Source organism: Bradyrhizobium sp. GW821-FHT13H06 (assembly GCF_058803975.1).
In genome coordinates, this window is sequence record NZ_JBXAPN010000005.1 from 130,330 (window position 1) to 151,198 (window position 20,869).

Sequence of the window (20,869 nt, forward strand, 5' to 3'; positions counted from 1 at the left end):
TGGCGTGGTTCGTCGCGGGTGCATTGGACCATCAAGAGTGGTCCCGCCCGCGAAAGGGTTGACTTGGATCAACCATCCCGGCCGCTTGCGAGCCCAGCTTGGCCCGCCACGAGGCGCCGGGATCCACGACGATGAACGCAGTCAGGGGAATCATTTCAACTGCGCCGGAGATCTTTCTGCTATTGTCGATGGCGCTCGGGACCATTCTCGGCCGCCTCAAAATTCGCGGATTCTCCCTCGGCACGACGGCGTGCACGCTGATCGTGGCGGTGCTGATCGGTCAGCTCGGCACCTTCACGTTCCCCTCCGTGCTCAGGATCGTGCTGTTCAGCCTGTTCGTGTTCACCATCGGCTATCGGTCCGGGCCTGAGTTCTTCGCCTCTCTGAGCGTCCGAACGCTGGCACAGGTCGCGCTCGCGCTGGTGCTCGGGGGCACCGGCCTGATCGTCGTGCTCGTCTTCGCCTTCAGCTTCGGTCTCGATCCCGGCACGGCGTCGGGACTTGCCGCCGGCGCATTGACGCAGTCCTCGGTGATCGGCACGGCCTCGGGTGCGCTGGCCCAGCTCGGACTTCCCAAGGACGTGCTGGAGCATCAGGAGGCGAATATCGCTGCCGGCTATGCCGTCACCTATGTGCTGGGCTATATTCTCACGCTGATATACGTCCCGCTGCTTGCACCGAAGGTGATGGGGATCGACCTGAAGGTCGAGGCGAAGAAGCTCGAGGCTGAACTCTCCGGCGGCGAACCACCCAAGACAGAGAACCTGCACTATCGCAAATTCCAGGCCCGCGCCTATCGCGTTGCCGCCGCCGCAGGCCGCACCGTCAAGGCGATCGAGCAGGAGATCGGCAGCCGCACCGTCATCGAACGCATCGTGCGCCAGGGCGCCGATATCGAGCCGCATCTGGATACTGTGCTCGAAACCGGAGACGACATCGTCATTGCCGGGCGAACGGCCGCCATCGTCGCCGCTCGACCCATCATCGGGACCGAGATCGATGCCGATGAGATTCTCAAGGCGATACCAGGCAACGTGGTCGACGTCCTGGTCGATAATCGCAAGCTCCACGGCCGTTCCCTCCAGGAGGTCGCCGATCGCCTTGGCAACGACGCACGCGGCGTCTTTCTGCGCGCGTTGACCCGGATGGGCCGCGAGGTTCCCTTGAGCCCCGACACGCGGCTCTATGTCGGCGACGTCATGACGATGGTCGGCACCACCCGCAACATCGAGCGCGCCGCCGCCCAGGTCGGACAGATCGTGCGCTCCGGCGACCGCACCGATATCGCATTCCTCGCGGCCGGGATCGCCGCTGGTCTGCTCGCGGGGCTGATCAGCTTCAACGTCGGCGGCATCGCGCTGACGCTCGGCGGCGGCGGCGGCGCGCTGATCGCGGGCCTCGTCTGCGGCTGGTTGCGCTCGCGCCGGCCGACCATCGGCGCCATGCCGCCGGCCGCGCAGCAGACCCTGAGCGACTTCGGCCTCGGCGGGTTCATCGCGGCAATCGGCCTTGCGAATGGACACGCTGCCTGGCTCGCGATCCAGGAGCACGGCGTGATGCTGGTCGGCATGGGCCTCGTCGTCACACTGGTTCCACTGATCGTCGCGACCCTGTTTGCCTATCACGTGCTTCGCATGAATCCGGTCATCACCTGCGGAGCGCTCGCCGGCGCCATGACGGTCGATGCGGCCGTGACGGGATGCTGCGAGGTTGCCGAAAGTCAGACGCCGGTGCTCGGCGTGGCCGTTCCCTATGCGGTCGGCAACGTCGTCCTGACCGTGCTCGGACCGATCATCGTGGCCTGCACGTTCACCGGGTGAGGACACAAGCATGAAGTCTCGCCGTCATCAAAGCGTTCGACTGCTCCTGAAAACGTTGCTGCTTCTGGCCTGCATCGCGGCGCCGGCCCGCGCGGACGATCAAGCCGCTTCACGCCGCATCCAGGAAGAGGTCTGGGCGCTGCCGCTGCCGCTGCCGACCTTCGCCTACGTGGTGCGCCCAATCGGTGACGGTCCGTTTCCGCTCGTCATCATGAACCATGGCGTGTCGCTCAATCCGACGGAGCGCAGCTTCTTTCCGCTGGTGGAATTCCGGGATGCTGCCAAATGGTTCGCCATGCGCGGCCATTTCGTCGTCGCACCGGTCGGAACCGGTTATGGCGCCTCCGCCATCGACATCCCGGAGCGCGCGCTGTACGGCCCGTTCTTCGCCAAGATCGGCAAGTGCAGCAACCCCAGCTTCCGCTCCGCCGGCATGGCGCTCGCACAGGCCGACCTGTGGATCATCGACCACATGGTCACCGACAAGCGCATCATGCCCAAGGACGTCATCGTCGTCGGGCAATCGGCGGGCGGCTGGGGGTCTATCGCCTTGTCCAGTCTCAACCCGCCTCAGGTCAGGGCGATCATCACCTTTGCGGCCGGCCGCGGCGGCCGTGTCGACGGCAAGCCGAACAACAACTGCGCGCCCGACAAGCTGGTCGAAGCAACCCGTGAATTCGGTCGCACCTCGCGCATACCGATGCTCTGGATCTATATCGAGAACGATACGTTTTTCGGCCCCGCATTGTCGAAGCGCATGCACGACGCATTCACCGCCTCAGGCGGCAGCGCCGAATATCACCTGATGCCGCCATTCGGCAACGAGGGCCACTTCTTCATAGGATCGCCGGACGCAATCCCGATCTGGTCGCCGCTCGTCGCGAAGTTTCTCGAGGCTCGAAAATAGCCGAATTGCCATGTTTGGAGACACGGCCATGATCACCGCACGCTACTGCCTGTCGGCCTGGCTGATTGCATCCATCGTCACGACGGCGCCGGTTGTGGAGGCGGTCGCGCGCGAAAAGCCGCGCGCGGCCAAGCCTGCCGAAGTCGCACCCCGGGGCCAGCGCGAGGCAAAGGACATCACGTACGGAAGCTGGCGCAAGCTGTGCTTCAAGGCAGCTGGAGCTCCGACGCTGTGCCGGACCTCGATTACCGGCACCTTTCCAACCGGTCAGATAGCCGTCCGTGTGGACTTGATCGAGCGCGACGGCGACCGCAACGGGCGCCTGCAAGTGTTCGTGCCCGTCGGCATGTACTTGCAGCACCCTGTCAAGCTCACGGTCGATCAGGGCAATTCCTATCATTTCCCCTACACCTGGTGCCTCAGCAACGCCTGCATCGCGGCGGATGTCGCAGACCCAAGGATCATCAGAGACATGGAAGCGGGAAAGGCTCTCCTGTTGGAAGTGGTCGATTCCAATCTGCTGTCGCTGACGACTTCGCTGCCGCTGGCGCAGTTCGGCTCTGTCCACAAGGGGGCTCCGGCGCAGATGCTCGAGCAGGACATCGACGAATGAAACGGCGAACCCACCGAACATCGTCCCTGTACCGTCAGGCATCGAGCTGCGCCAGCGCTTTGCGATCCAGAAGCACGAGCTGGCGCTGCGTCTGCCCGTCAAACCGCAGCATGTTGTCATCACGCAGGATCGAGAGAGCGCGCGATACCGTCTCGAGCGTCAATCCAAGATAGTCAGCGATGTCGCGGCGGCTCATCGGCAAGCTCATCACGTCTGGATGATCCTGTCGCCGATCCATTTCCAGAAGGAATGCGGCCACCTTCTCGACGGACGTCTTCCGGCCCAGGAGAAGCATGTGGTTCTCCGCGTGCTGAAGATTGCGCGTGACGAGGGTGAGCAGGCTTGCCTGGCCCTCCTCCTGGTGCTCGATCCTGTCGAGCAAGTGTCGCCGGCTCGTGATGCGAACCTTGGTCTGAATGACTGCTTCTGCGGTGAAACGATGAACCGCGCCGTTCTCCAGCCCGAACAGGTCGCCCGGAAGATGGAACGAGTTGATCTGCCGGCGGCCATCGCAGAGCAGTTTGTAGGTCCGGATCGCACCAGACACGATCTGGTAGACGTACCCGGCCTCCTCGCCCTCTCCAAAGACTTCCGTTCCCCTCCGATAAGTGAACTCGCTGCAAAAGACCTGTTCGCCGGCGAGGGCCGCCAATTGCCCGTCATTGGCAGGACGGCTCACTGTCCTGGTCCTGATCAACATTGCAGAACTCCCTACAAATTGAATTGGCAGTGAATTCGGGAACTTTAGGCAATAGCATACGAGCGCATTTGATCTAGCTCAACTCCAAGCGGTGGCTACGTGATTGCCCGCGGCGAGCGAGGACGGGCACCAGGAGTTCGAAAGGCCATGTGCTGCTCTGCGCCACCATGGGGGGAAGTTTGCGCAATTGGGCCCTACGCCCTTCTTATATAGGTTGGTGGTCGAGCCATGTTGGTCGGCATCAAGCCGCCACAGGGTCTTGTCGACGGATTTGGCTCATTTCGCCCTGCGACGTGACGGCGCAGGCGGCGGCACATAGCGCTGCCAGATGGTCCCGTTGTCGAACTGGATCGTCATGCCGTCAGGCGTATAAACAGCGCTTATGTCGTAAGCATCGATCCAGATGCGGCTCGCTGGCGAGTACCAGTCCGGCCATGCGCGCGACGGCACGCCCGCCTCGGTGGTGAGATTGAGCTCGGGTCCGTTCTGCGTAACGTGGGCCGGCAAATCACCACGGCACATCTGGACGCATGTGTAAGTGCCGGTAAGGTCAACCGATTGGGCGAGCGCCGCGCCGGACGTCAGCGCAGCAGCCATGCCAGTGACCATCAATAAGCGTTTCATACCTCATCTCCCTGCATAGGCGATTGCTCCCACTGAGAAGCAGACTTCAATATCCAGCGCCACGGATGATGGGGTTGATCCGCGTCAACCGACACCCCCAATTCGGGATGAAGAGGCAATCGCTGGCCGCTAGTCTGCCGCCGACCAGGCGCGATGGATGGGGTCGATTAGCGCCTTTGCCGCGAAAGGCTTGGTCAGATAGGCAATACATCCGGACTCGATTGCGGCCGTGCGGCTCGAATGGTTGTCGTTGCCGGTGATATAGATGACCGGTGCCGCAACGCCATGCTCAGCAAGCCTGCGGCGCAACTCGATCCCGGAGGCATCGTCCAGATTGATGTCGATGATGATGCATGCTGCCTCGCCGCAGCCGCCATGGCCGAGCAGCGCATGTGCCGAGTCGAACAGCAGCACAGTGAAGCCGTGCGCGCGCAGAAGGCGCTTGATGCTCATGCGCATCGACGCGTCGTCGTCGACGACAAGAACAGGCTTGCACGAGGACAAGTTCGGCGGTCCTTCCAGGTATTGGCTGGCGTCAGTTTGCCGGACGATTTGGATCCAGTCGGACAACAAGCCCGACTGCAGCCCGCGCATCCGGACTACAGCATACCCTTGCCGAGCTTTGAAATAGTCCTTGTGTGCAGGTTGCTTGGTGAAGACCCGCCGGAACCACAGGCGTCGTCAGCCGGGCCGGTTGGCTTCGGGATCCAGTACGCCCAGCCGCTCCGCCATCGACACAAGTTCCGCCAGAGACTGCACCTGCATTTTCTCCATCACCTGATGGCGATGGGCCTTTACGGTGCGTTCGGCGGTGCCGAGTTCGTGGGCAATTTGCTTGTTGATCTTGCCGCGCACGATCAATTCGAACACCTGGCGTTCGCGCGGCGTCAGTGACTTCAGCCGCATCTGGAGCAAACTGAGCTTCGTGCGCTGGATGTGGTCGGCCTGCTGGCGGATCAAGGCACGCGCGAGCGCATCGAGCAGCTGTTCCGACGAGACGGGCTTGGTGAGAAAATCTTCGGCTCCGGCTTTAATGGCGCGCACGGTCGTCGCCGTATCGGCGTAGCCTGTCACGAACACGATCGGGAGCGTGGACCCGAGCCCGGTGAGGTGGCTCTGCAGCTGGGGACCGGAGAGCCCGGGTATCTGCACATCGAGCAAGATGCATCCGGGGCCATCGCCGTCCGGCAGCCGCTCGAGCAGGTCCTGGGCCGATGAATAGGTGGCGACCTCATAACCAGCGAGCTTCAGCCGGCGCTCGACGGCCGTGCGGAAGGAGGCGTCGTCGTCTACCACGTGAACCAAGCCGGGCATTTGACCTCCTGGGGGGGTCCGCAACCTTCAAATGCGCAACAAAAGCAACCAAAGAAAAATGCGTCTGAGGCAATTCATGTCGTGCAACGTATTCCGCCCTGCCCCTTGGTACAATGACCTGAGAGACAATGGCTTATAACACGGCCTTCATCGTACACCAATCGTCCGGGAAACAGCGAGGCGCTCCCGGCAGCGAAATAATCTCAGCGACGAACCAGTCAAGCGACCAGAGGAGGCGGTCCATGTTTGTGCGTATCGCAACCGACCGGTCCCCGCGCCCCAATTCTCTCCGTGACTTCGGAATGACCAGCGATTCGAATACGATCGTCAGTCTAAGCGAATTCACCTACAAGAAGGGCACTGAAGTCTACGGGGAGAAAGAGCCGGCCGAGTACGTCTATCAGGTCAAGGTTGGTGCAGTGCGAAGTTACAAGCTGCTGACCGACGGCCGGCGCCAGATCGGCGCGTTTCACCTCCCGGGCGACATTTTCGGCCTCGAGAATGGCGGAGCTCATCGCTTCACGGCGGAAGCCATCATCGACACCACCGTTCACCTGATCAGGCGCCAAAGTCTTGAATTGGTGGCGAAGAGCGACGTCATGGTCGCCAAGAACCTGTTTCGCATGACCACCGCCAATCTCCATCATGCCGAGGACCACATGCTGCTCCTGGGCCGCAAGACGTCGCTTGAGCGGGTTGCAGCCTTCTTGCTCGAGATGGATAAGCGCCTGACCGCCGCGGGCGTTATCGCGCTGCCGATGTCGCGGCGCGACATTGCGGATTACCTCGGCCTGACGCTGGAGACGGTGTCCCGCGCTTTGTCGCGGCTGCACGAATTGGGCGTTCTCGGCTTCGTCGGCAATACCCAACGGCAGATCGTGCTGCAAGACCGGGCGAAGCTTGCCAGCCTCGACCTCCAGAGCTGAAGCCGCGAGTCGTTGGTCGCAACCTACGCCGTGATCATGCAGCCAACCGTACTTGGCGGTTGATTTCAATCAACGAAAGATGACGGCTTCACCGTCCAGGTAGCAAGGTCGGAATACTTCGAACGCGAAGTACGACATTTCAGGGAGGGATTCATGCGTTCGCGCAACTCATTTTCGGCCTCGTTCACGTTGGCCTCCTTGGCCATCGGGACAACGGTGGCATTTTCGAGCTTGATGGCGACGACTCGGCCGGCCGGAGCCGTCGTTTACTGCCAGTACGTGGATTATCCGCCGAGTTGCGTCGCGAGAGCCGGGGTCGTTCTACGGCCGCGCCCGATCGCCCGCGAAGCAGTGCGACCTGGAACCCCGGCGAACCGAGGGGGGCCCGTCAATCGAGTTGGCCGTCGCTGAAACCGACCAGTCGTCCTCGTTCGCTCGCATCAGGAGCTAAGAGATGTCACGCATGATCTGGATTGCCATCGGCGGCACCATGCTCGCCGCTGTACCCGCGGTTGCACAGGTCGAACTGAAGACCTACGCGAATGCGGACGGCTATATCGACGTCCAGGCGCTGACCTGTGCTCAATTGGCCAACACCTTCCAGGAGGACGCGGACTACCTGATGGTCTGGTACAGCGGCTGGTACAACGGTCTCGGCAAGAAGCATCTGATGCGCGTCGACCGCACCAAGGCGCTCGAGCACGAGATCATCGTCCATTGCAAGGCAAATCCCGGCAAGAAAGTCATCCAGGCGATCGACGTTGTCTTCAACGACTACCGGGCCCGCGAAGGGATCAAGCTGAAGCGATAGATCAGTCGCGGATCTCGAGCGCCGCCAGGTGCTTGACGGTCTTGCGCAGAACCTCGAACAATACGGCGGTCGACCAGCCGAACAACAGGATGCCGTTCATCGCAGTCATGGGGCCCAGCAGGCGGCGCGCCTCGACCGGCGTGATGTCGCCATAGCCGAGCGTGGTGTAGTTGACGAAGGCAAAATAGACCAAGTCACTCCCGGCAGGCGCCACGCCGGCCATCAGGTAAGCCGCCGACCAGACGACGCTCTCCAAAGTATGCGCCACCATCAGAACGGCGGCGGTGACGACCATCACGGCCATCAGGTGCAGTCTCGGCCATACCGTATGTCGCAGCCCGGCCGAACGGGCGATCCCGATCGCGCCGACCGTGACCAGCGCGTGGATCATGATGTTCATCAGGCTGACAATGGTGCCAAGCAGGAATTGAAGCACCATTGTCCCTCCTCCCCGCGTGCCCGGTCGCCAGGCTTGCCCGCCCGATGGCGTGAGCGCACTTCAACCTTGCTTACCCGGCTTCCGGTCGAGGCGCAGCCGTTGAGCTCTCATGCGTTTGATCTCTTCGTGAAGCGCTTCGGTCTTCTCGTCCTGCCGCTCAGTCCTCGACTTCGTCTGCTCTTCGCCGCGCAGCTTGTCGAGCGCCTTCTCGACGGAAAGCTTTTTGGTTTCAGCCATGCGCATCCTCCATTGAACAATTGCTATTGCGCCAATCCTCCGAACCAGGCGCCGAAATAGCCGGCATAAAGCGCCGGCAGCTCCAGATTCATGGAATGACCCATCCGGGGTACGGTCACGAGCCGGCAGTCCGGCATCGCCGCCGCCATGCTTTCGAGATCCGCCGGCGGTATCCACCCGTCCTGCTCGCCCCAGAGCACGAGATGCGGATGCTGGATTTCCGGCATGCGGCGCTCCAGCTCCCGGCTTTCCTTTTCCCGGTTGAGGTTGACCGGCGTGCCGATCCAGATGCCCTCGGAGACGCCAAAAGTCTGCTCAATGATGCGATCGAATAGCGCCGGGATCTCGCCGAGGCCCTCGCGGAATCGCGGGATCGCGTTCGGCGCAAGGCTTTCAGGCACGAACAGCGAGGATGCCGCGGTGGCCATCACCGTCCGCGTCAGCTGCTTGCTCGCCATCATCGCCCGGAAAAGGCCGATCTGATCGGCATTGAAGGACATTCCGAGCGGCGTGACCGGGTCGAGCGCAAACACCCGCCCGAACCGCTGCGGCTGCATCAGCAGCATCCTTGCGGCGATGATGCCGCCGGTCGAGTGGGTCGCGAGATGGCAAAATCCGACGCCCAGCGCATCCAGTGCCGCCAGCATGTCGTGCGCATGCTGCTGCATCGAGTAGTTGGCATAGTCGGCCGCGGGTTTCGGCCGATCGCTGTCGCCGCAGCCGCGCCAGTCGATTCCGATCACGCGCAGTCCGCTCGGAAACATCGGCGCAGCGAGCTCGATCCAGTCCTTGCTGGCGAGATTGCCGTGGATGAAGACGACGGTGACATCGCCTTGGCCCCACTCTCGCCAGCCCAACCGGACCTCACCCGCCTCAACCGTTGACATGGTCCGGCCTATTTGTTCAGGCCGGCCGTCGGTGCGGCGCCCGGTGGAGTCGGCGCCACCGGCAAGGCCGAGACGGCCGAACCTTTGATCATCCGATCCGTACCGAGCGGCGATGACGTATCGACCGTTCCCTTGATCACGAAGTCCACCACGTCGACCGGGAATTCCACCGGATTGTCGGTGTGGATGAAGTGACCGGTCTCCGGATAGATCTTGAGGATCGGCCGGTTGCCCGCACTGGTCATGCGCGACATGAACGGCGTGATGACGTCGCGTCCGAGGTCCGTCAAGCCGTTGAACGCCGGCGTCGGGATGAACGGCTCCTTGTCGCCGAAGGAGATGAAGATCGGCGCCTTGATCTGGGCCACCCGCTGGTAGAGGTTCTTCGGGTCATCCTGCTGCAGCTCGGACCCTATCGAATAGATGTCGTAAATGAAGACGTTGGCCCATTGCTCGAGCTCCTTCGGGTTGCCCTTGATGAGCCCGACGCGCTGCTCCGTGTGGAAGCGGGCATATTCGCTGTCGCTGTAGAAATAGCCGCTCTTCGCCGCCGACACGGCGTTGGTCTCCGGATCACGCTTCTTGAAATAGAAGAAGTCGCGGACACTCTGCTCCGGGCGTCCGACCTCCGCGGCAAGGATGCCGGTCGGACCCCAGGTTTCCTTCCACTTGTCGAAATCATGATCGAACACCTGATCGAACAGGCGCGCCTTCTTGTCCTTGGCGATCGTGATGTCGCGCGGATACTCTTCAAGGCCCGAGGGTGCTTCGAGCGCAAGGCCCAGGACGGCGTCCGGCCACGTGAGCGCATAGCCCATGACGACCTGGCCGCCGAGCGAATGACCGAGGTAATAGGCCTTCTTGACGCCGAGCTGATTGACCACGAGATCGTACACGGCCTCGCGCATGTCCTGCATCGTCCGCGCCGGGCTCTTATCGAGATTACCGGGACCGGACATGCCGTAGTGCGGCAGGTCCGGCACGATCACGCGCAGGCCGCTACGCAGGGCATATTGCATGACGTTACCGTAGTGCCCGCCGAACGCGCCTTTGCCATGAATGATGACGAGCACCTTTGGATCCTTATCGGTGCCCGCGTACTCGTCCATGTAGCCGATCTGCCAGGACGTGCCCCGCTTGTCTTTCGTGGTCGCGTATTTGACAGGATAAGGGTAGGTCACAAAGTCCTTCCAGAACGACTTGCCCGGATCGATGTTCGCGGCCACGCCGGGCGCGCGATAATTCTTGTCGACGTATTTCTGCGCGCGGTCGAGGCTCGCCACGTCGTCCATGAAGGCGACGAACTTCGGATCGTGCTTGCGGTGGTTGACGATCGAGAACACGCCGTAATGGGCGACCGGGCTCTCCTCGGAGATCAGCTGGGCCCCCGGCACGCGATCGACGGCGCGCTCGGCAAGCTTGAAGTTCAGCCAGCCATCGTTGGTGATGTGCATCACCATCGTGCGCGCCTGAATGCGGCCCAGATAGGGATTGACGTTGTGAATCTCACCCACCCTGTTGCGCCAGACGAGATCGACCGCGTCGTAGAGCTTGGCGCGCGTGATCACGCTGCTGGCGGCCTTCTCGTTCGGCGGGTCCCAGTAGAATACTTCCGGCTGCACGGCCGCAAAGCTCTGCGTCGTGCGGAAAGCGAAGTCGTAGCCGGTCAGGCCGAGCACCGACCAGCCGAAGGCGATGCCGGGAATCGGGTGCTTCTCTTTCGGCAGCTTGTAGTAATCGCCTTTGGTCTGCTGCCACACCGGATCGGCCTCGATCGCGGCGGTCATGAGCTGGAAGGTCCAGTTGCCGACGGGGTCCTCGGAATCCGACTGGGTGGTGCCACCGATCGGCATCAAGCCGCCCATGAACTCCGGATGCATGACGCCCCAGACATAGGTCTGCGTGCCTCCCATCGAGACGCCGGTGACCAAGGCAGCGCGGGCGATCTTCAAGCCGTCCCGCAGCATGCGGTAGTTCGCCTGGACCATGTCGTAGTAGCTGTATTGCGGAAACTTGATGCCGAGACCATCGGACGGTTTGCTCGCGCCCCAGGTGCCAAGCGGATCGACCATGACGACATAGTAGCGATTGGTGTCGATCGGCCGGCCCGGCCCAATGATCGGCACGCCACCCGACAAGGCAGCACCCTTGACCCACTGCTCGTACATGTCCGTCGAATCGCCGGAATAGTACGAGTTGATGATCACGGCATTGGTGATCTCCCCGGCAGCATTGCGCCGCGGCGTGCCGACGGCGATGTAGGCCGAGTGCAGCTTGCCCGCCCCGAGCGACTCCAGCGTCACGCCGCCTTCGCCACCATTCTCCCATTTCGACGGATCGGACAGATCGTACTTGCCGCCGAGGCGAAAGTTCGGGATCTCGACCGTCTTCTTCAGCTCATCATGCTGCATCTGCGACGAGCGGCGGCTGTAGGGCTGCGCGACCGCCAACGCGGTCCCCACCAACAGCAACAGCAGACTCACACAGCAATGCCGAATGAAATTCTTTCCGGCCATGGCGGCTTCCTCCTGGCAATTTTGTCAAAAGGCTAGGTACGCGATCGTGGCCGACCCTTGATCTAACTCAATGGATCGCTGTCTTCGTGGACGAGCATTGTGGTTGCCATCCATCTGGTCCGGACCTCGCAATGCCCTTTCTCAGTCACGGCTCGTATCGCATCCGCTATGAGCTTGACGGGCCAGCGAACGCTCCCGCCTATGTGCTGGTCAACGGGCTTACACAATATGCCGCGCTCTGGGCCGCGTATCGTGAAGCCCTGGTTGCGCGGCAATTCCGCGTCGCGACGTTCGACCTGCTCGGCCAGGGGGAGTCCGACAAGCCCGCTCTCTTCATCAGCCAGGATGATCAGGTGGCGGCGCTTCATCTCCTGGTCGACGAACTCGGCGACGGACCCATTTTTCTCGCCGGTATCAGCTTCGGCGGCCTGATCGCGCTACGCTACGCGATCGAGCACGGCGAGCGGCTGGCCGGGCTGGCGCCGATGAGCTGCTTCGCGGAGCTTCCGCCGCAACTGTTCCTGCTTGGCAACGCACTCCGCACCGGGCTGATCCTGGGCGGCACCAGCTACCTGCAGGATTTGTTGCTGCCAATGAACGTCTCCGATCAATGGCTAGGGCCTGTACTGGACAAGCTCGACAGCGTGAAACGGCAGGGCTGGCTGGTCAACGACGTCTTCGCGTTGCAAAACTTGATGGAGTCCTTCCTCGACTTCCGTCCGCTGACGCCGCAACTGTCGTCGATCACCCTGCCGACCATGATCCTGAACGGCGAGTTCGACTTCCTGACGCCCCGCGCAGTCCATGAGACCCTGCGCGCCGAGATTCCGAACAGCGCGCTCGTGATCATCCAGCGCGCCTATCACGCCTTCACACTGGAGAAGCCGGCGCTGACCGCAGACCTGCTCGCCCGCTTCGCCGAGGGCGTGCTGGCCGGCCACTGGCAGGGCAACAAGGCTGTCTGGATCGCGCCGGAAGAGGCCGGCGGTGAGCTCATTGCGTTTCCCGCCGGCTACGATCATCTGCGTGCCATTCCCGTGCAGGGACCGGCCACATGAGCGAATTCCTTGGACCGCTCGACCCGCAAGGCCGTGTGCCGCCGCAGCAGCAGACTCGCGTCGCCGCGTTCTTGACCTCCGCCCATGGCGCGTTGGCGCGGCAGTTCGCGTTCGCGCTGCCCGCAAAGCTCGTGTCCGCCTGGCAGACCGAATTGAACGCGCAGGTCTACCATGAGGCGGAGATCGTCTCCCTGCTGCTTCGGGCGACGTCCTGGGTCCCAGACCTTGCGCTGGGGTACCTATCGATGTCCTGGGAGACGGCATGGTTTCCGCAACCAGCCGAAGGCATTCCGGATCAGCCGCTGGCGCGGGCAGTCGGCCTGGCAACACTCGCGCATGCCGTGCATGCCGGCATAAGGCCGGCAGCTTTGCTCCCGAGGGAAGCCAATGCCGACGATCCCTTCGTCATGGCCTTGCGGCGCATCGAACTGGAGAGCGGCAGGCTGCTGCAGGCGCAAATCCTGTTTCTGAAAGGACCGGAACTACTGCCCCATCGCGACGCTGTCAGCGCTGCGCTCGAACATCGCCACGTCGAGATTCGCAAGCTATGGACCAGCGCGCTCCAAGGCGTCGGCATCGCGGTCCACGAATCATGAGAAGCCTTGACGCAGATCAAGGGACCGGGATGAACGCAAAGCGAGCATTCCACCCTCGCTTCCTTGATCTCTGCCGACTGGAGTTGGAACCATGAGGGCCGTTTCCATCGAAGAAGCCGTCGCGATGATCCCGGCAGGCGCAAGCATCATGGTCGGGGGCTTCATGGGGGTCGGCACGCCGTTGCGTCTGCTCGACGAGCTCGTCCGGCAACGAAAGGCAGGGCTCTCCATCATCAGCAACGACGCTGCGTTGCCCGGCAAGGGGGTCGGGAAGCTGTTCGATGCGGAACTGGTCTCGCGTCTCACCGCGACCCATATCGGCCTCAATCCGAAGGCGCAGCAACAGATGCTGGCCAAGCAAATCGCAGTCGATTTGATTCCACAGGGCACCTTCGTCGAGCGCATCCGCGCAGGCGGATGTGGTCTCGGCGGCGTCCTCACGCCGACCGGCGTCGGCACGCTGGTCGCGGAGGGCAAGCGCCAGATCGAAGTCGACGGAAAGCCGTTCCTGCTCGAGACCGCATTGCGGGCGCAGTTCGCGCTCGTGCACGCTTTTCTCGCCGATTACCTCGGCAACCTCTCCTATGCGCTGACCGCGCGCAACTTCAATCCGGTCATGGCGATGGCGGCGGACACCGTGATCGTGACGGCGGAACACATCGTGCCCGTTGGCGTCATCGCGCCCGACCACGTCGTGACGCCGGCGCCGCTGGTCGACTATCTCATTACCAACCCAAACGGGTGAAGCCATGGACGCACAGGAGATCATCGCCCGACGCGTCGCCAGGGAGCTCAGAAGCGGCGACCTCGTCAATCTCGGCATCGGCATTCCGACGCTCGTCGCCAATTACGTCCCGGCGGGGCTGAGCGTGTTCTTTCAGTCGGAAAATGGATTGATCGGCACGGGCCCGATTCCGGAGCAAGGGTTGGAGCACCCTCTTCTGACCGACGCCGGCGGCCGCCCGATCAGCGCGCTGCCGGGGGCCAGCACCTTCGACAGCGCGATGTCGTTCGGACTGATCCGCGGCGGCCACGTCGATGTCACCGTGCTCGGCGGGCTCCAGGTCGATGCACACGGACTTCTCGCCAACTGGATGATCCCCGGCAAGATGGTTCCGGGCATGGGCGGCGCGATGGACCTCGTCAGCGGCGCCAAGCGGGTCATCGTCGCCATGCAGCACGCTGCGAAAGGCAAGTCCAAGATCGTCGCCAAATGCACGCTGCCGTTGACGTCGGTCCGGCCGGTGCAGCTGGTCGTGACAGACATGGCGGTGATCGGCTTTCCTGACGGCAAGGCCACATTGCTGGAGATTGCTCCCGGCATCAGCGTGGGCGAGGTCATGGCGGTGACGGACGCCGAACTCGTCGTGCCCGACGACATCCCGGAAATGAAGATCTGAGCGGGCCACCATCATGCGCATATTCAGCAACTTCGACGAGATCAAATCCGCGGTCGGTACCGAGATCGGCGTCAGCGACTGGATCGAGGTGACGCAGGATCGCATCAACCAGTTCGCCGAGGCGACTTGCGACGAGCAGTGGATCCACGTCGATCAGGAGCGCGCCAGGAGGGAAGCGCCAGGCGGCACCACCATCGCGCACGGCCTGCTGTCCCTGTCGCTCGCGCCTCTTTTCATTCGTTCGGTGATGGACCTGAAGGGCCTGCGCAACACCCTGAACTACGGCGCGGATCGAATCCGATATCTTGCCCCCGTCCCCGCCGGATCGAGGCTGCGCGGGCGGATCACGGTCGCCGAAGCCGAGGACGTGCCGCCGGACGGCCTGCGCGTCAACTATCATCTCGTCATCGAGATCGAGGGCGGCAAGAAGCCGGCCTGCGTCGCCGAGCTGATCGCGCTGCATTATCGCTAGGTGTGCAGCCACGGCTGGGCTGCCGCAATCCGGAGGATGCCGTCAATAGGCTCGTGGATATCGCGGGTATCCCCCACGGGGGAAAGCCTGAGCGAAGTACGGGTTTATCACGCATGTGGCGGCTCGACCGAATGCTGAAGCCTGACACTGCGGCAGCGATGTGTAGCTGCAATCGATCCATTCGCCTCCGCCCAAGGACCCTTCATAGACCTTCATGCATACGGCGTAGCGGGGATCGTAGGTTTGTGCCTGCGCCGGCACGAAATGGATCGCGAGCAGAAACAGGCTCAACCCAAGCGCACGCACCTGAACCTCCTCCGTCAATCAGTCGATGATGTGATAGCCGCCGTCGATATAGAGAACGCCGCCGGTGATCAGCTTGGCCCCGTCGAGCGCCAGGAACGCCGTGGCATTGCCGACGTCCTCGATGCTGACGAGGCTGCGGGTCGGCGCGGTGGACTGCGCCTTGTCCATGAGATCATCGAATTCCGGGATGCCCGATGCCGCGCGCGTGGCGAGCGGCCCCGGTGAGATCGCGTGAACCCGGATGCCCTTCGGGCCGAGTTCGGCCGCAATGTAGCGGACCGCCGCTTCAAGCGCCGCCTTGGCCACCCCCATCACGTTGTAGTTCTTCACGACCATCTGGCTGCCGTAATAGGTCATGGTGAACATCGTGCCCCCGTTCTTCATCAGCGGCTCGGCGAGATGCGCCATCCGCATGAACGACCAGCAGGAGACATCCATCGTCTTCAGGAAACCGTCGCGCCCGACATCCACAACGCGGCCGTGCAGCGCCTCCTTCGGCGAAAATGCGATCGAATGCAGCAGGAAATCGAGTTGCCCCCACTCGCTTGCAATCCGCTCGAACACCTGTTCGGTCTGGCCTTCCACCATGACGTCCAGCGGCATGAAGATCGGCGCTTCCAGCGCATGCGCGAGCGGTTCGACATGCTTCTTGGCACGGTCATTGAGGTAGGTGACGGCGAGCTCCGCCCCGAGGGCGCGAAACGCCCTTGCGCAGCCCCAGGCGATGGATTGGTCGTTGGCGATGCCGACGATGAGGCCTTTTTTACCCTTCAGGGCAACCTTGGTATCCGGGAACACGGGGATCATGACGCCCTCTCTTGTCTGGAGTTGCTCGATGGCTGTTTCATCAGCAGCGACAGCGTGTGCTGCGCGATCATCAGCTCCTCGTCGGTCGGTACGACATAGACGGGGATACGACTCTCGGCACGCGATATCAGCCGCGAATTGCGAGAATTGCCGGCGCGGTCGAGGCTGACACCGAGCCATCCGAGCTGCTCGACCACACGGGCGCGAATCGTCGCGGAATTCTCGCCAATGCCGGCAGTGAAGACGAAGGCGTCCAAACCTTGCAATGCGGCCGCGAGCATGCCGGCATTGAGGCAGATCCGATACACGAAATAGTCGATCGCCAGCTTGGCCTTGGCGTCGTCGCTGGCCTCGAGCTCCCGCATGTCGTTGCTGACGCCCGAGAGTCCCTTCAGTCCGCAATCGCGATAGAGAAAGTCCTGAACGTTCGACGCCGACATGCCCTTCTCGGAGATGAGATAGAGCACGACACCGGGGTCGAGCTGGCCGGGCCGCGTGCCCATCGGCAGCCCGTCCAACGCCGTGAAGCCCATGGTGCTTTCGACGCTTCGTCCCTCGTTGAGCGCGCACATCGAGGCGCCGCTACCCAGATGAGCCACGATGACCCGCCGGTTCGCGATGTCGGGCGCAATCTGCGGCAGGGCCTTCGCGACATATTCGTAAGACAGCCCGTGGAAACCATAGCGGCGCACCCCCTCGGCATGGAGCTGATGCGGGATCGCGTAGTGATCGGCGACCGCGCTGTGCGTTCGATGAAAGGCGGTATCGAAGCAGGCCACCTGCGGCAAGCTCGGGAAGCCGGCAAGGATCGACCGGATCGGCGCCAGATTGTGCGGCTGGTGCAGTGGTGCGAGATTGACGAAGCGTTCCAGGCGGGCGACAACGCCGTGATCGATCGATACCGGCCGGTCAAAGTCCGGGCCGCCATGCACGACGCGGTGTCCGACCGCGATCGGGTGGATGCGAAGCTCGTCCCGCAACCAGCTCCCGGCGATCTCCATCGCCGCCGGAACGTCCGCGACGGCCTCGATCGGATACGCTCGCTCGGCCAGCGTCTCACCGTTCGCACCACTCGCCCGCAACCGTGGTCGGCTGGCAATGCCGTCGATCTGGCCCTTGATCTGCCGGCGAAGGATACCCTCTCCCTCGACAGAAAAGATCTGGAACTTGACGCTCGAGGAACCTGCGTTGACGACGAGGATCGTATCCATCGCGGTCACGCAGCGACTGTCGGCGCATGTTGGCGCCGGGCGTTGGCATAGAGCGACGCCACCGCGCAGGACGCCATGCGCGCACGGGGCGTGTCTGCCCGGGACGTCAGCACGACCGGCACCCGGGCGCCGAGCACGATGCCGGCGCCGTCGGCCTTGGCGAAGTAGGCGAGATTCTTCGCCAGCATGTTGCCGGCTTCGAGATCGGGAACGACGAGGATCTGGGCTCGCCCGGCAACTTCGGACTTGATGCCCTTGATCCGTGCCGCCTCGGGATCGATGGCGTTGTCGAAGGCCAGCGGCCCGTCGAGCACGCCGCCACTGATCTGGCCGCGGTCGGCCATCTTGCACAGGGCGGCCGCCTCGATCGTCGATGGGATCTTTGATGTCACGGTTTCCACGGCCGACAGGATCGCCACGCGCGGCGATTTTCCAAAGCCGGCCTGGTTGTACAGATCAATGGCGTTCTGGATGATGTCCCGCTTGGCATCGAGATCGGGAAAGATGTTGATGGCGGCGTCGGTGACGAGCAGCGTGTCGGCATAGGCCGGAACATCCATCACGAAGACGTGGCTGATACGGCGGTCGGTGCGCAGGCCGCCCACTTTGGCCGTGATGGCGCGCATGAGTTCGTCGGTATGCAGGCTACCTTTCATCAGCATCTCGCCCCTGCCTGCATGGATCAGCTCGACGCTCCTGGACGCGGCCTCCTCGCTATGCGCGGCATCGACGATCTCGAAGCCGGAGATATCGAGATCGTGCCTGCCCGCCGTCTCCCTGATCTTTCTCTCGGGTCCGACCAGGATCGGTCGGATGATCCCGGCTTGCGCGCTATCGACGGCTCCGCGCAACGAGGTTTCATCGCAAGGATGCACCACCACGGTCGGCACCGGCGGCACGGCCTTCGCTGCCGCAATCAAGCGATCGTACTTGCTGGGAGACTGCGCTGGCCTCGTATCGGCTGACATGATCTCGCTCCCGCCTCTTCCATGAACGCCTAAGATGCTTTCGCCTTTGGGTCGAAAGGGGTAATGTTTGACGTTCCCCCTTCCGCCTCGACGCCGAACAGCGCGGCAATACGCTGCAGGCGGCTTGCACGCTCGCCGGTGATTTCGCCGCTCGCGGAAAGGACCTCGCGGATCATTGTGAATGCCGCGAGTCGTTGCGCGACATCTTCTGGAAGCATCTTCGGGATCGCGGCCAGGGCGCCTTGCTGGTCGAGCAACAGCATGAAGAACTGCTCGCGCACCAGCATCTTGAACTCGGGCAGCGTCAAACGCGAACCGCCGGCATCGCGGCGTATCTGACGCAGCGCCTCGATGCTCCGCTCGTCGACCATTCCGCGGGCCGAGCCGATATAGAGCAGGCCGCGAATGGCGGCTTCACGAAGACCGCCCTCGCCCACCCTGGACTTCAGTTCGGCGATTCGCTTCTCGAGCATTGTCCGGTGCTCCGCCGACATCTCGCGCTTGCGCGAAGACTCCCAGTTCGGATCGATCCCGACCGCCGCCTGAAGTGCAGGCGAGCCATAGACATTGAGGAAGATCGTCTCGCTCAGGGCTTCCTGTGCGTCGCGCCAGCTATCCAGCGCATGAACGATCTGCTTGGACATCTGCTCCTGGAAGGCCAGGAACGGATTGTCCTTTGCCACAGGCTTGCGTTTTTCCTCGATCTCCTCGGCGGCCGTCTTCACGGCGCCCATCCAGGGATTCCGGCTGCTGAGGACCTCGTACTGCAATCGCAGCGGATGCAGGTTGCGCATGGTCTCCGCCATCTGTGGCGTGACCATCTTCTTGATCCAGGGCTGCACGAACTTCCGGTACGCCGCGAGATTCATCTCGGAGACGCGTTTTGCGGCCGCAAAGCGCCGCTCGTCCTCGGGCGAATTGCCGCCCATGGCGCGGATATCGTCGAGCGTTCGCGCCTCGCAGCGCATCACCCATTGTCCAACGACGAGATCGGAACTCGTGGTCTCCTCACCCTTGGCCTCGAACGTCGCTTCATAAAGTCCAGGCGGCAGGATATCGATCAGGTCGATGTTGCTGGAGAACTCCGCATGCTCCTTCTTCGCGACGCCGCCGGAGACGAAGATGCCGAGGTGCCCGATGCTTTCGTGAACGGTGTAGACGATGGTTTGTCCATATGCCCTGATCTCGTTGACGTCTGCATAGCAATCGAGAATCCAGTCCAGTGCCTGCTGCGGCGGCGTGACATTGTCGCCCTTGGAGCAGAACACCACGATCGGCGACCTGATATTGCGCAGATCGACCTTCTGCCCGTCCGACATCTCGATCTTGCCGGCCGCGAGATTGTTGCCGATGAAGAGCTCATCGACGATGAACTGGATCTCCTCGGCGTTCAGGTTGACGTGCCCACCCCACCAGCGCTCGAAATCCAGGTAGCGATCGGCCTCGGTATCGACCTTGGAATAGACGTTGTATTGCTTGGTCCAGAGCGTGTTGGATGGATTCTGGTTCTCGAAGTTCTGCACCAGCCAGGCGCCATCGAACTTTCCGGCGCCGAGATCGCTGGTCAATGCAGTCAGCCAGCTCCCTCCCAACAGGCCGCCGGAATAACGCATCGGATATTTGCCGTGCACACCGGCCCAGTAAGCGAGCGGCGCGCCGGCGATGATCAATGGCCCGAATAATTCAGGCCGCAGCGACGCCAGGATCATGACGGCCCAGCCGGCCTGGCAATTGCCGATCACGCAGGGCTTGCCGTCGGCTTTCGGATGCAGGCTGATGACCTTCTCGATGAACAGCGCCTCGGCGCGCGCGATGCGCTCGATGGTCTGCCCCGGCATCGGCTCCGGCAGGAAGCCGATGAAGTAGCAGGGATGCCCCGCTTTCATGGCAACGCCGATCTCGCTGTCCGCCTTGAAGCCGCCGATTCCCGGACCGTGTCCCGCGCGCGGATCGACCACGATGAACGGCCGCCGTTCGAGATCGATCTCGACCCCCTTGGGTGGAATGATGCGCACCAGCGCGTAGTTGACGGGCTCGTCGAGCTTGCGCCCATCGATGATCAGTTCAGCGGCATATTGGAGGACATGCGGCGCCGTCTGCGCGACGTGCTCGCGATACTGGTCGCCGCGCTGGCGCATGATGTCCAGAAACAACACGCTCCGCTGCCCTGCATCGACCATGTATTCGACGGCCGCGGCGACGACCCCGGACAGGGGACCACCCGGCAGGTTCAAGTTTTCCATCGTCATGTCCCGAT

Annotated in this window: 23 protein-coding genes; 10 read left to right on the top strand and 13 right to left on the bottom strand. The window is 62.7% G+C overall.

Translation table 11 applies throughout. The features are described 5' to 3' along the window. Positions 1-131 precede the first annotated feature (131 nt). The 3 genes from AC1RQP_RS22095 to AC1RQP_RS22105 are packed head-to-tail and all read left to right on the top strand — an operon-like array spanning position 132 to position 3,340. The gene (locus AC1RQP_RS22095; RefSeq protein WP_492938515.1) at positions 132-1,820 is read left to right on the top strand and encodes an aspartate-alanine antiporter-like transporter; all 1,689 of its coding nucleotides are present in this window, start codon (positions 132-134) and stop codon (positions 1,818-1,820) included. A 10-nt stretch (positions 1,821-1,830) separates the two neighbouring features. Beyond that, a complete protein-coding gene (locus AC1RQP_RS22100) occupies positions 1,831-2,727 on the top strand; it encodes an alpha/beta hydrolase family protein (protein ID WP_492938516.1) in 897 nt (298 codons plus the stop codon). A gap of 28 nt (positions 2,728-2,755) precedes the next feature. Next, a complete protein-coding gene (locus tag AC1RQP_RS22105; RefSeq protein WP_492938517.1) occupies positions 2,756-3,340 on the top strand; it encodes an invasion associated locus B family protein in 585 nt (194 codons plus the stop codon). Positions 3,341-3,374: 34 nt separating this feature from the next. Here AC1RQP_RS22105 and AC1RQP_RS22110 read toward each other — a convergent pair whose 3' ends face one another. The 4 genes from AC1RQP_RS22110 to AC1RQP_RS22125 all read right to left on the bottom strand — a co-directional run bounded on the left by AC1RQP_RS22110 (position 3,375) and on the right by AC1RQP_RS22125 (position 5,978). Then, entirely contained in the window at positions 3,375-4,040 is a 666-nt protein-coding gene (locus AC1RQP_RS22110) for a helix-turn-helix domain-containing protein (RefSeq protein ID WP_239622024.1), read from the bottom strand. A 276-nt stretch (positions 4,041-4,316) separates the two neighbouring features. Next, positions 4,317-4,664: a hypothetical protein gene (locus AC1RQP_RS22115; protein WP_239622023.1), complete on the bottom strand. Its 348-nt coding sequence runs from the start codon at positions 4,662-4,664 to the stop codon at positions 4,317-4,319. Positions 4,665-4,793: 129 nt separating this feature from the next. After that, the gene (locus tag AC1RQP_RS22120; protein ID WP_492938518.1) at positions 4,794-5,234 is read right to left on the bottom strand and encodes a response regulator transcription factor; all 441 of its coding nucleotides are present in this window, start codon (positions 5,232-5,234) and stop codon (positions 4,794-4,796) included. 111 nt (positions 5,235-5,345) lie between these two features. Further along, on the bottom strand, positions 5,346-5,978 hold the full coding sequence (locus tag AC1RQP_RS22125; protein WP_239622022.1) for a response regulator transcription factor: 633 nt from the start codon (positions 5,976-5,978) through the stop codon (positions 5,346-5,348). 242 nt (positions 5,979-6,220) lie between these two features. Between AC1RQP_RS22125 and AC1RQP_RS22130 the strand changes: the two genes are divergently transcribed. Together AC1RQP_RS22130 and AC1RQP_RS22135 are read left to right on the top strand one after the other, a co-directional pair. Then, positions 6,221-6,904, top strand: a complete 684-nt coding sequence (locus tag AC1RQP_RS22130; protein ID WP_194389054.1) for a helix-turn-helix domain-containing protein — start codon at positions 6,221-6,223, stop codon at positions 6,902-6,904. A 454-nt stretch (positions 6,905-7,358) separates the two neighbouring features. Next, the gene (locus AC1RQP_RS22135; RefSeq protein ID WP_492938519.1) at positions 7,359-7,715 is read left to right on the top strand and encodes an HdeA/HdeB family chaperone; all 357 of its coding nucleotides are present in this window, start codon (positions 7,359-7,361) and stop codon (positions 7,713-7,715) included. Position 7,716: 1 nt separating this feature from the next. Here the strand turns inward: AC1RQP_RS22135 and AC1RQP_RS22140 are convergent, their stop codons facing one another. From AC1RQP_RS22140 to AC1RQP_RS22155, 4 genes are read right to left on the bottom strand one after another with little or no spacing between them, the layout of a single operon-like run. Beyond that, positions 7,717-8,154, bottom strand: coding sequence for a potassium channel family protein (locus tag AC1RQP_RS22140; RefSeq protein ID WP_239622020.1), 438 nt, complete (start codon positions 8,152-8,154; stop codon positions 7,717-7,719). Positions 8,155-8,214: 60 nt separating this feature from the next. Beyond that, positions 8,215-8,391, bottom strand: a complete 177-nt coding sequence (locus AC1RQP_RS22145; RefSeq protein ID WP_492938520.1) for a hypothetical protein — start codon at positions 8,389-8,391, stop codon at positions 8,215-8,217. 23 nt (positions 8,392-8,414) lie between these two features. Next, positions 8,415-9,278: an alpha/beta fold hydrolase gene (locus tag AC1RQP_RS22150; RefSeq protein WP_239622018.1), complete on the bottom strand. Its 864-nt coding sequence runs from the start codon at positions 9,276-9,278 to the stop codon at positions 8,415-8,417. Between the two features lie 8 nt (positions 9,279-9,286). Continuing rightward, a complete protein-coding gene (locus AC1RQP_RS22155; protein ID WP_492938521.1) occupies positions 9,287-11,794 on the bottom strand; it encodes an alpha/beta hydrolase in 2,508 nt (835 codons plus the stop codon). A gap of 131 nt (positions 11,795-11,925) precedes the next feature. On the opposite strand from AC1RQP_RS22155, the gene AC1RQP_RS22160 reads away from it, so the two are divergent. From AC1RQP_RS22160 to AC1RQP_RS22180, 5 genes are all read left to right on the top strand, one after another. After that, positions 11,926-12,852, top strand: a complete 927-nt coding sequence (locus AC1RQP_RS22160; protein ID WP_239622016.1) for an alpha/beta fold hydrolase — start codon at positions 11,926-11,928, stop codon at positions 12,850-12,852. Next, positions 12,849-13,448, top strand: a complete 600-nt coding sequence (locus tag AC1RQP_RS22165; protein ID WP_492938522.1) for a hypothetical protein — start codon at positions 12,849-12,851, stop codon at positions 13,446-13,448. The genes AC1RQP_RS22160 and AC1RQP_RS22165 overlap by 4 nt, the downstream gene beginning before the upstream one ends. Before the next feature lie 91 nt (positions 13,449-13,539). Beyond that, entirely contained in the window at positions 13,540-14,193 is a 654-nt protein-coding gene (locus AC1RQP_RS22170; protein WP_239622014.1) for a CoA transferase subunit A, read from the top strand. Between the two features lie 4 nt (positions 14,194-14,197). After that, the gene (locus tag AC1RQP_RS22175; protein WP_239622013.1) at positions 14,198-14,848 is read left to right on the top strand and encodes a 3-oxoacid CoA-transferase subunit B; all 651 of its coding nucleotides are present in this window, start codon (positions 14,198-14,200) and stop codon (positions 14,846-14,848) included. A gap of 13 nt (positions 14,849-14,861) precedes the next feature. Then, positions 14,862-15,320: a MaoC family dehydratase gene (locus AC1RQP_RS22180; protein WP_492938523.1), complete on the top strand. Its 459-nt coding sequence runs from the start codon at positions 14,862-14,864 to the stop codon at positions 15,318-15,320. 42 nt (positions 15,321-15,362) lie between these two features. Here AC1RQP_RS22180 and AC1RQP_RS22185 read toward each other — a convergent pair whose 3' ends face one another. Genes AC1RQP_RS22185 through AC1RQP_RS22205 form a run of 5 tightly spaced genes read right to left on the bottom strand, consistent with a single transcriptional unit; the run spans position 15,363 to position 20,861 of the window. Beyond that, the gene (locus AC1RQP_RS22185) at positions 15,363-15,626 is read right to left on the bottom strand and encodes a DUF3551 domain-containing protein (RefSeq protein WP_239622011.1); all 264 of its coding nucleotides are present in this window, start codon (positions 15,624-15,626) and stop codon (positions 15,363-15,365) included. An 18-nt stretch (positions 15,627-15,644) separates the two neighbouring features. Beyond that, the gene (gene fabI, locus AC1RQP_RS22190; RefSeq protein WP_239622010.1) at positions 15,645-16,433 is read right to left on the bottom strand and encodes an enoyl-ACP reductase FabI; all 789 of its coding nucleotides are present in this window, start codon (positions 16,431-16,433) and stop codon (positions 15,645-15,647) included. After that, positions 16,430-17,644: an acetate/propionate family kinase gene (locus AC1RQP_RS22195; protein WP_492938524.1), complete on the bottom strand. Its 1,215-nt coding sequence runs from the start codon at positions 17,642-17,644 to the stop codon at positions 16,430-16,432. Before AC1RQP_RS22195 ends, fabI begins: the two co-directional genes overlap by 4 nt. Before the next feature lie 5 nt (positions 17,645-17,649). Beyond that, positions 17,650-18,612: a phosphate acetyltransferase gene (locus AC1RQP_RS22200; protein ID WP_239622008.1), complete on the bottom strand. Its 963-nt coding sequence runs from the start codon at positions 18,610-18,612 to the stop codon at positions 17,650-17,652. Positions 18,613-18,641: 29 nt separating this feature from the next. Next, positions 18,642-20,861: a DUF3141 domain-containing protein gene (locus AC1RQP_RS22205; protein ID WP_239622007.1), complete on the bottom strand. Its 2,220-nt coding sequence runs from the start codon at positions 20,859-20,861 to the stop codon at positions 18,642-18,644. Between the last annotated feature and the right edge of the window lie 8 nt (positions 20,862-20,869).

Bases quoted from the DNA above. Each gene is read 5' to 3' on its own strand.
- AC1RQP_RS22095 (WP_492938515.1), top strand. From the start codon at position 132: ATGAACGCAGTCAGGGGAATCATTTCAACTGCGCCGGAGATCTTTCTG.
- AC1RQP_RS22100 (WP_492938516.1), top strand. From the start codon at position 1,831: ATGAAGTCTCGCCGTCATCAAAGCGTTCGACTGCTCCTGAAAACGTTG.
- AC1RQP_RS22105 (WP_492938517.1), top strand. From the start codon at position 2,756: ATGATCACCGCACGCTACTGCCTGTCGGCCTGGCTGATTGCATCCATC.
- AC1RQP_RS22110 (WP_239622024.1), bottom strand. From the start codon at position 4,040: ATGTTGATCAGGACCAGGACAGTGAGCCGTCCTGCCAATGACGGGCAA.
- AC1RQP_RS22115 (WP_239622023.1), bottom strand. From the start codon at position 4,664: ATGAAACGCTTATTGATGGTCACTGGCATGGCTGCTGCGCTGACGTCC.
- AC1RQP_RS22125 (WP_239622022.1), bottom strand. From the start codon at position 5,978: ATGCCCGGCTTGGTTCACGTGGTAGACGACGACGCCTCCTTCCGCACG.
- AC1RQP_RS22130 (WP_194389054.1), top strand. From the start codon at position 6,221: ATGTTTGTGCGTATCGCAACCGACCGGTCCCCGCGCCCCAATTCTCTC.
- AC1RQP_RS22135 (WP_492938519.1), top strand. From the start codon at position 7,359: ATGTCACGCATGATCTGGATTGCCATCGGCGGCACCATGCTCGCCGCT.
- AC1RQP_RS22140 (WP_239622020.1), bottom strand. From the start codon at position 8,154: ATGGTGCTTCAATTCCTGCTTGGCACCATTGTCAGCCTGATGAACATC.
- AC1RQP_RS22145 (WP_492938520.1), bottom strand. From the start codon at position 8,391: ATGGCTGAAACCAAAAAGCTTTCCGTCGAGAAGGCGCTCGACAAGCTG.
- AC1RQP_RS22150 (WP_239622018.1), bottom strand. From the start codon at position 9,278: ATGTCAACGGTTGAGGCGGGTGAGGTCCGGTTGGGCTGGCGAGAGTGG.
- AC1RQP_RS22155 (WP_492938521.1), bottom strand. From the start codon at position 11,794: ATGGCCGGAAAGAATTTCATTCGGCATTGCTGTGTGAGTCTGCTGTTG.
- AC1RQP_RS22160 (WP_239622016.1), top strand. From the start codon at position 11,926: ATGCCCTTTCTCAGTCACGGCTCGTATCGCATCCGCTATGAGCTTGAC.
- AC1RQP_RS22165 (WP_492938522.1), top strand. From the start codon at position 12,849: ATGAGCGAATTCCTTGGACCGCTCGACCCGCAAGGCCGTGTGCCGCCG.
- AC1RQP_RS22170 (WP_239622014.1), top strand. From the start codon at position 13,540: ATGAGGGCCGTTTCCATCGAAGAAGCCGTCGCGATGATCCCGGCAGGC.
- AC1RQP_RS22175 (WP_239622013.1), top strand. From the start codon at position 14,198: ATGGACGCACAGGAGATCATCGCCCGACGCGTCGCCAGGGAGCTCAGA.
- AC1RQP_RS22180 (WP_492938523.1), top strand. From the start codon at position 14,862: ATGCGCATATTCAGCAACTTCGACGAGATCAAATCCGCGGTCGGTACC.
- fabI (WP_239622010.1), bottom strand. From the start codon at position 16,433: ATGATCCCCGTGTTCCCGGATACCAAGGTTGCCCTGAAGGGTAAAAAA.
- AC1RQP_RS22195 (WP_492938524.1), bottom strand. From the start codon at position 17,644: ATGGATACGATCCTCGTCGTCAACGCAGGTTCCTCGAGCGTCAAGTTC.
- AC1RQP_RS22200 (WP_239622008.1), bottom strand. From the start codon at position 18,612: ATGTCAGCCGATACGAGGCCAGCGCAGTCTCCCAGCAAGTACGATCGC.
- AC1RQP_RS22205 (WP_239622007.1), bottom strand. From the start codon at position 20,861: ATGACGATGGAAAACTTGAACCTGCCGGGTGGTCCCCTGTCCGGGGTC.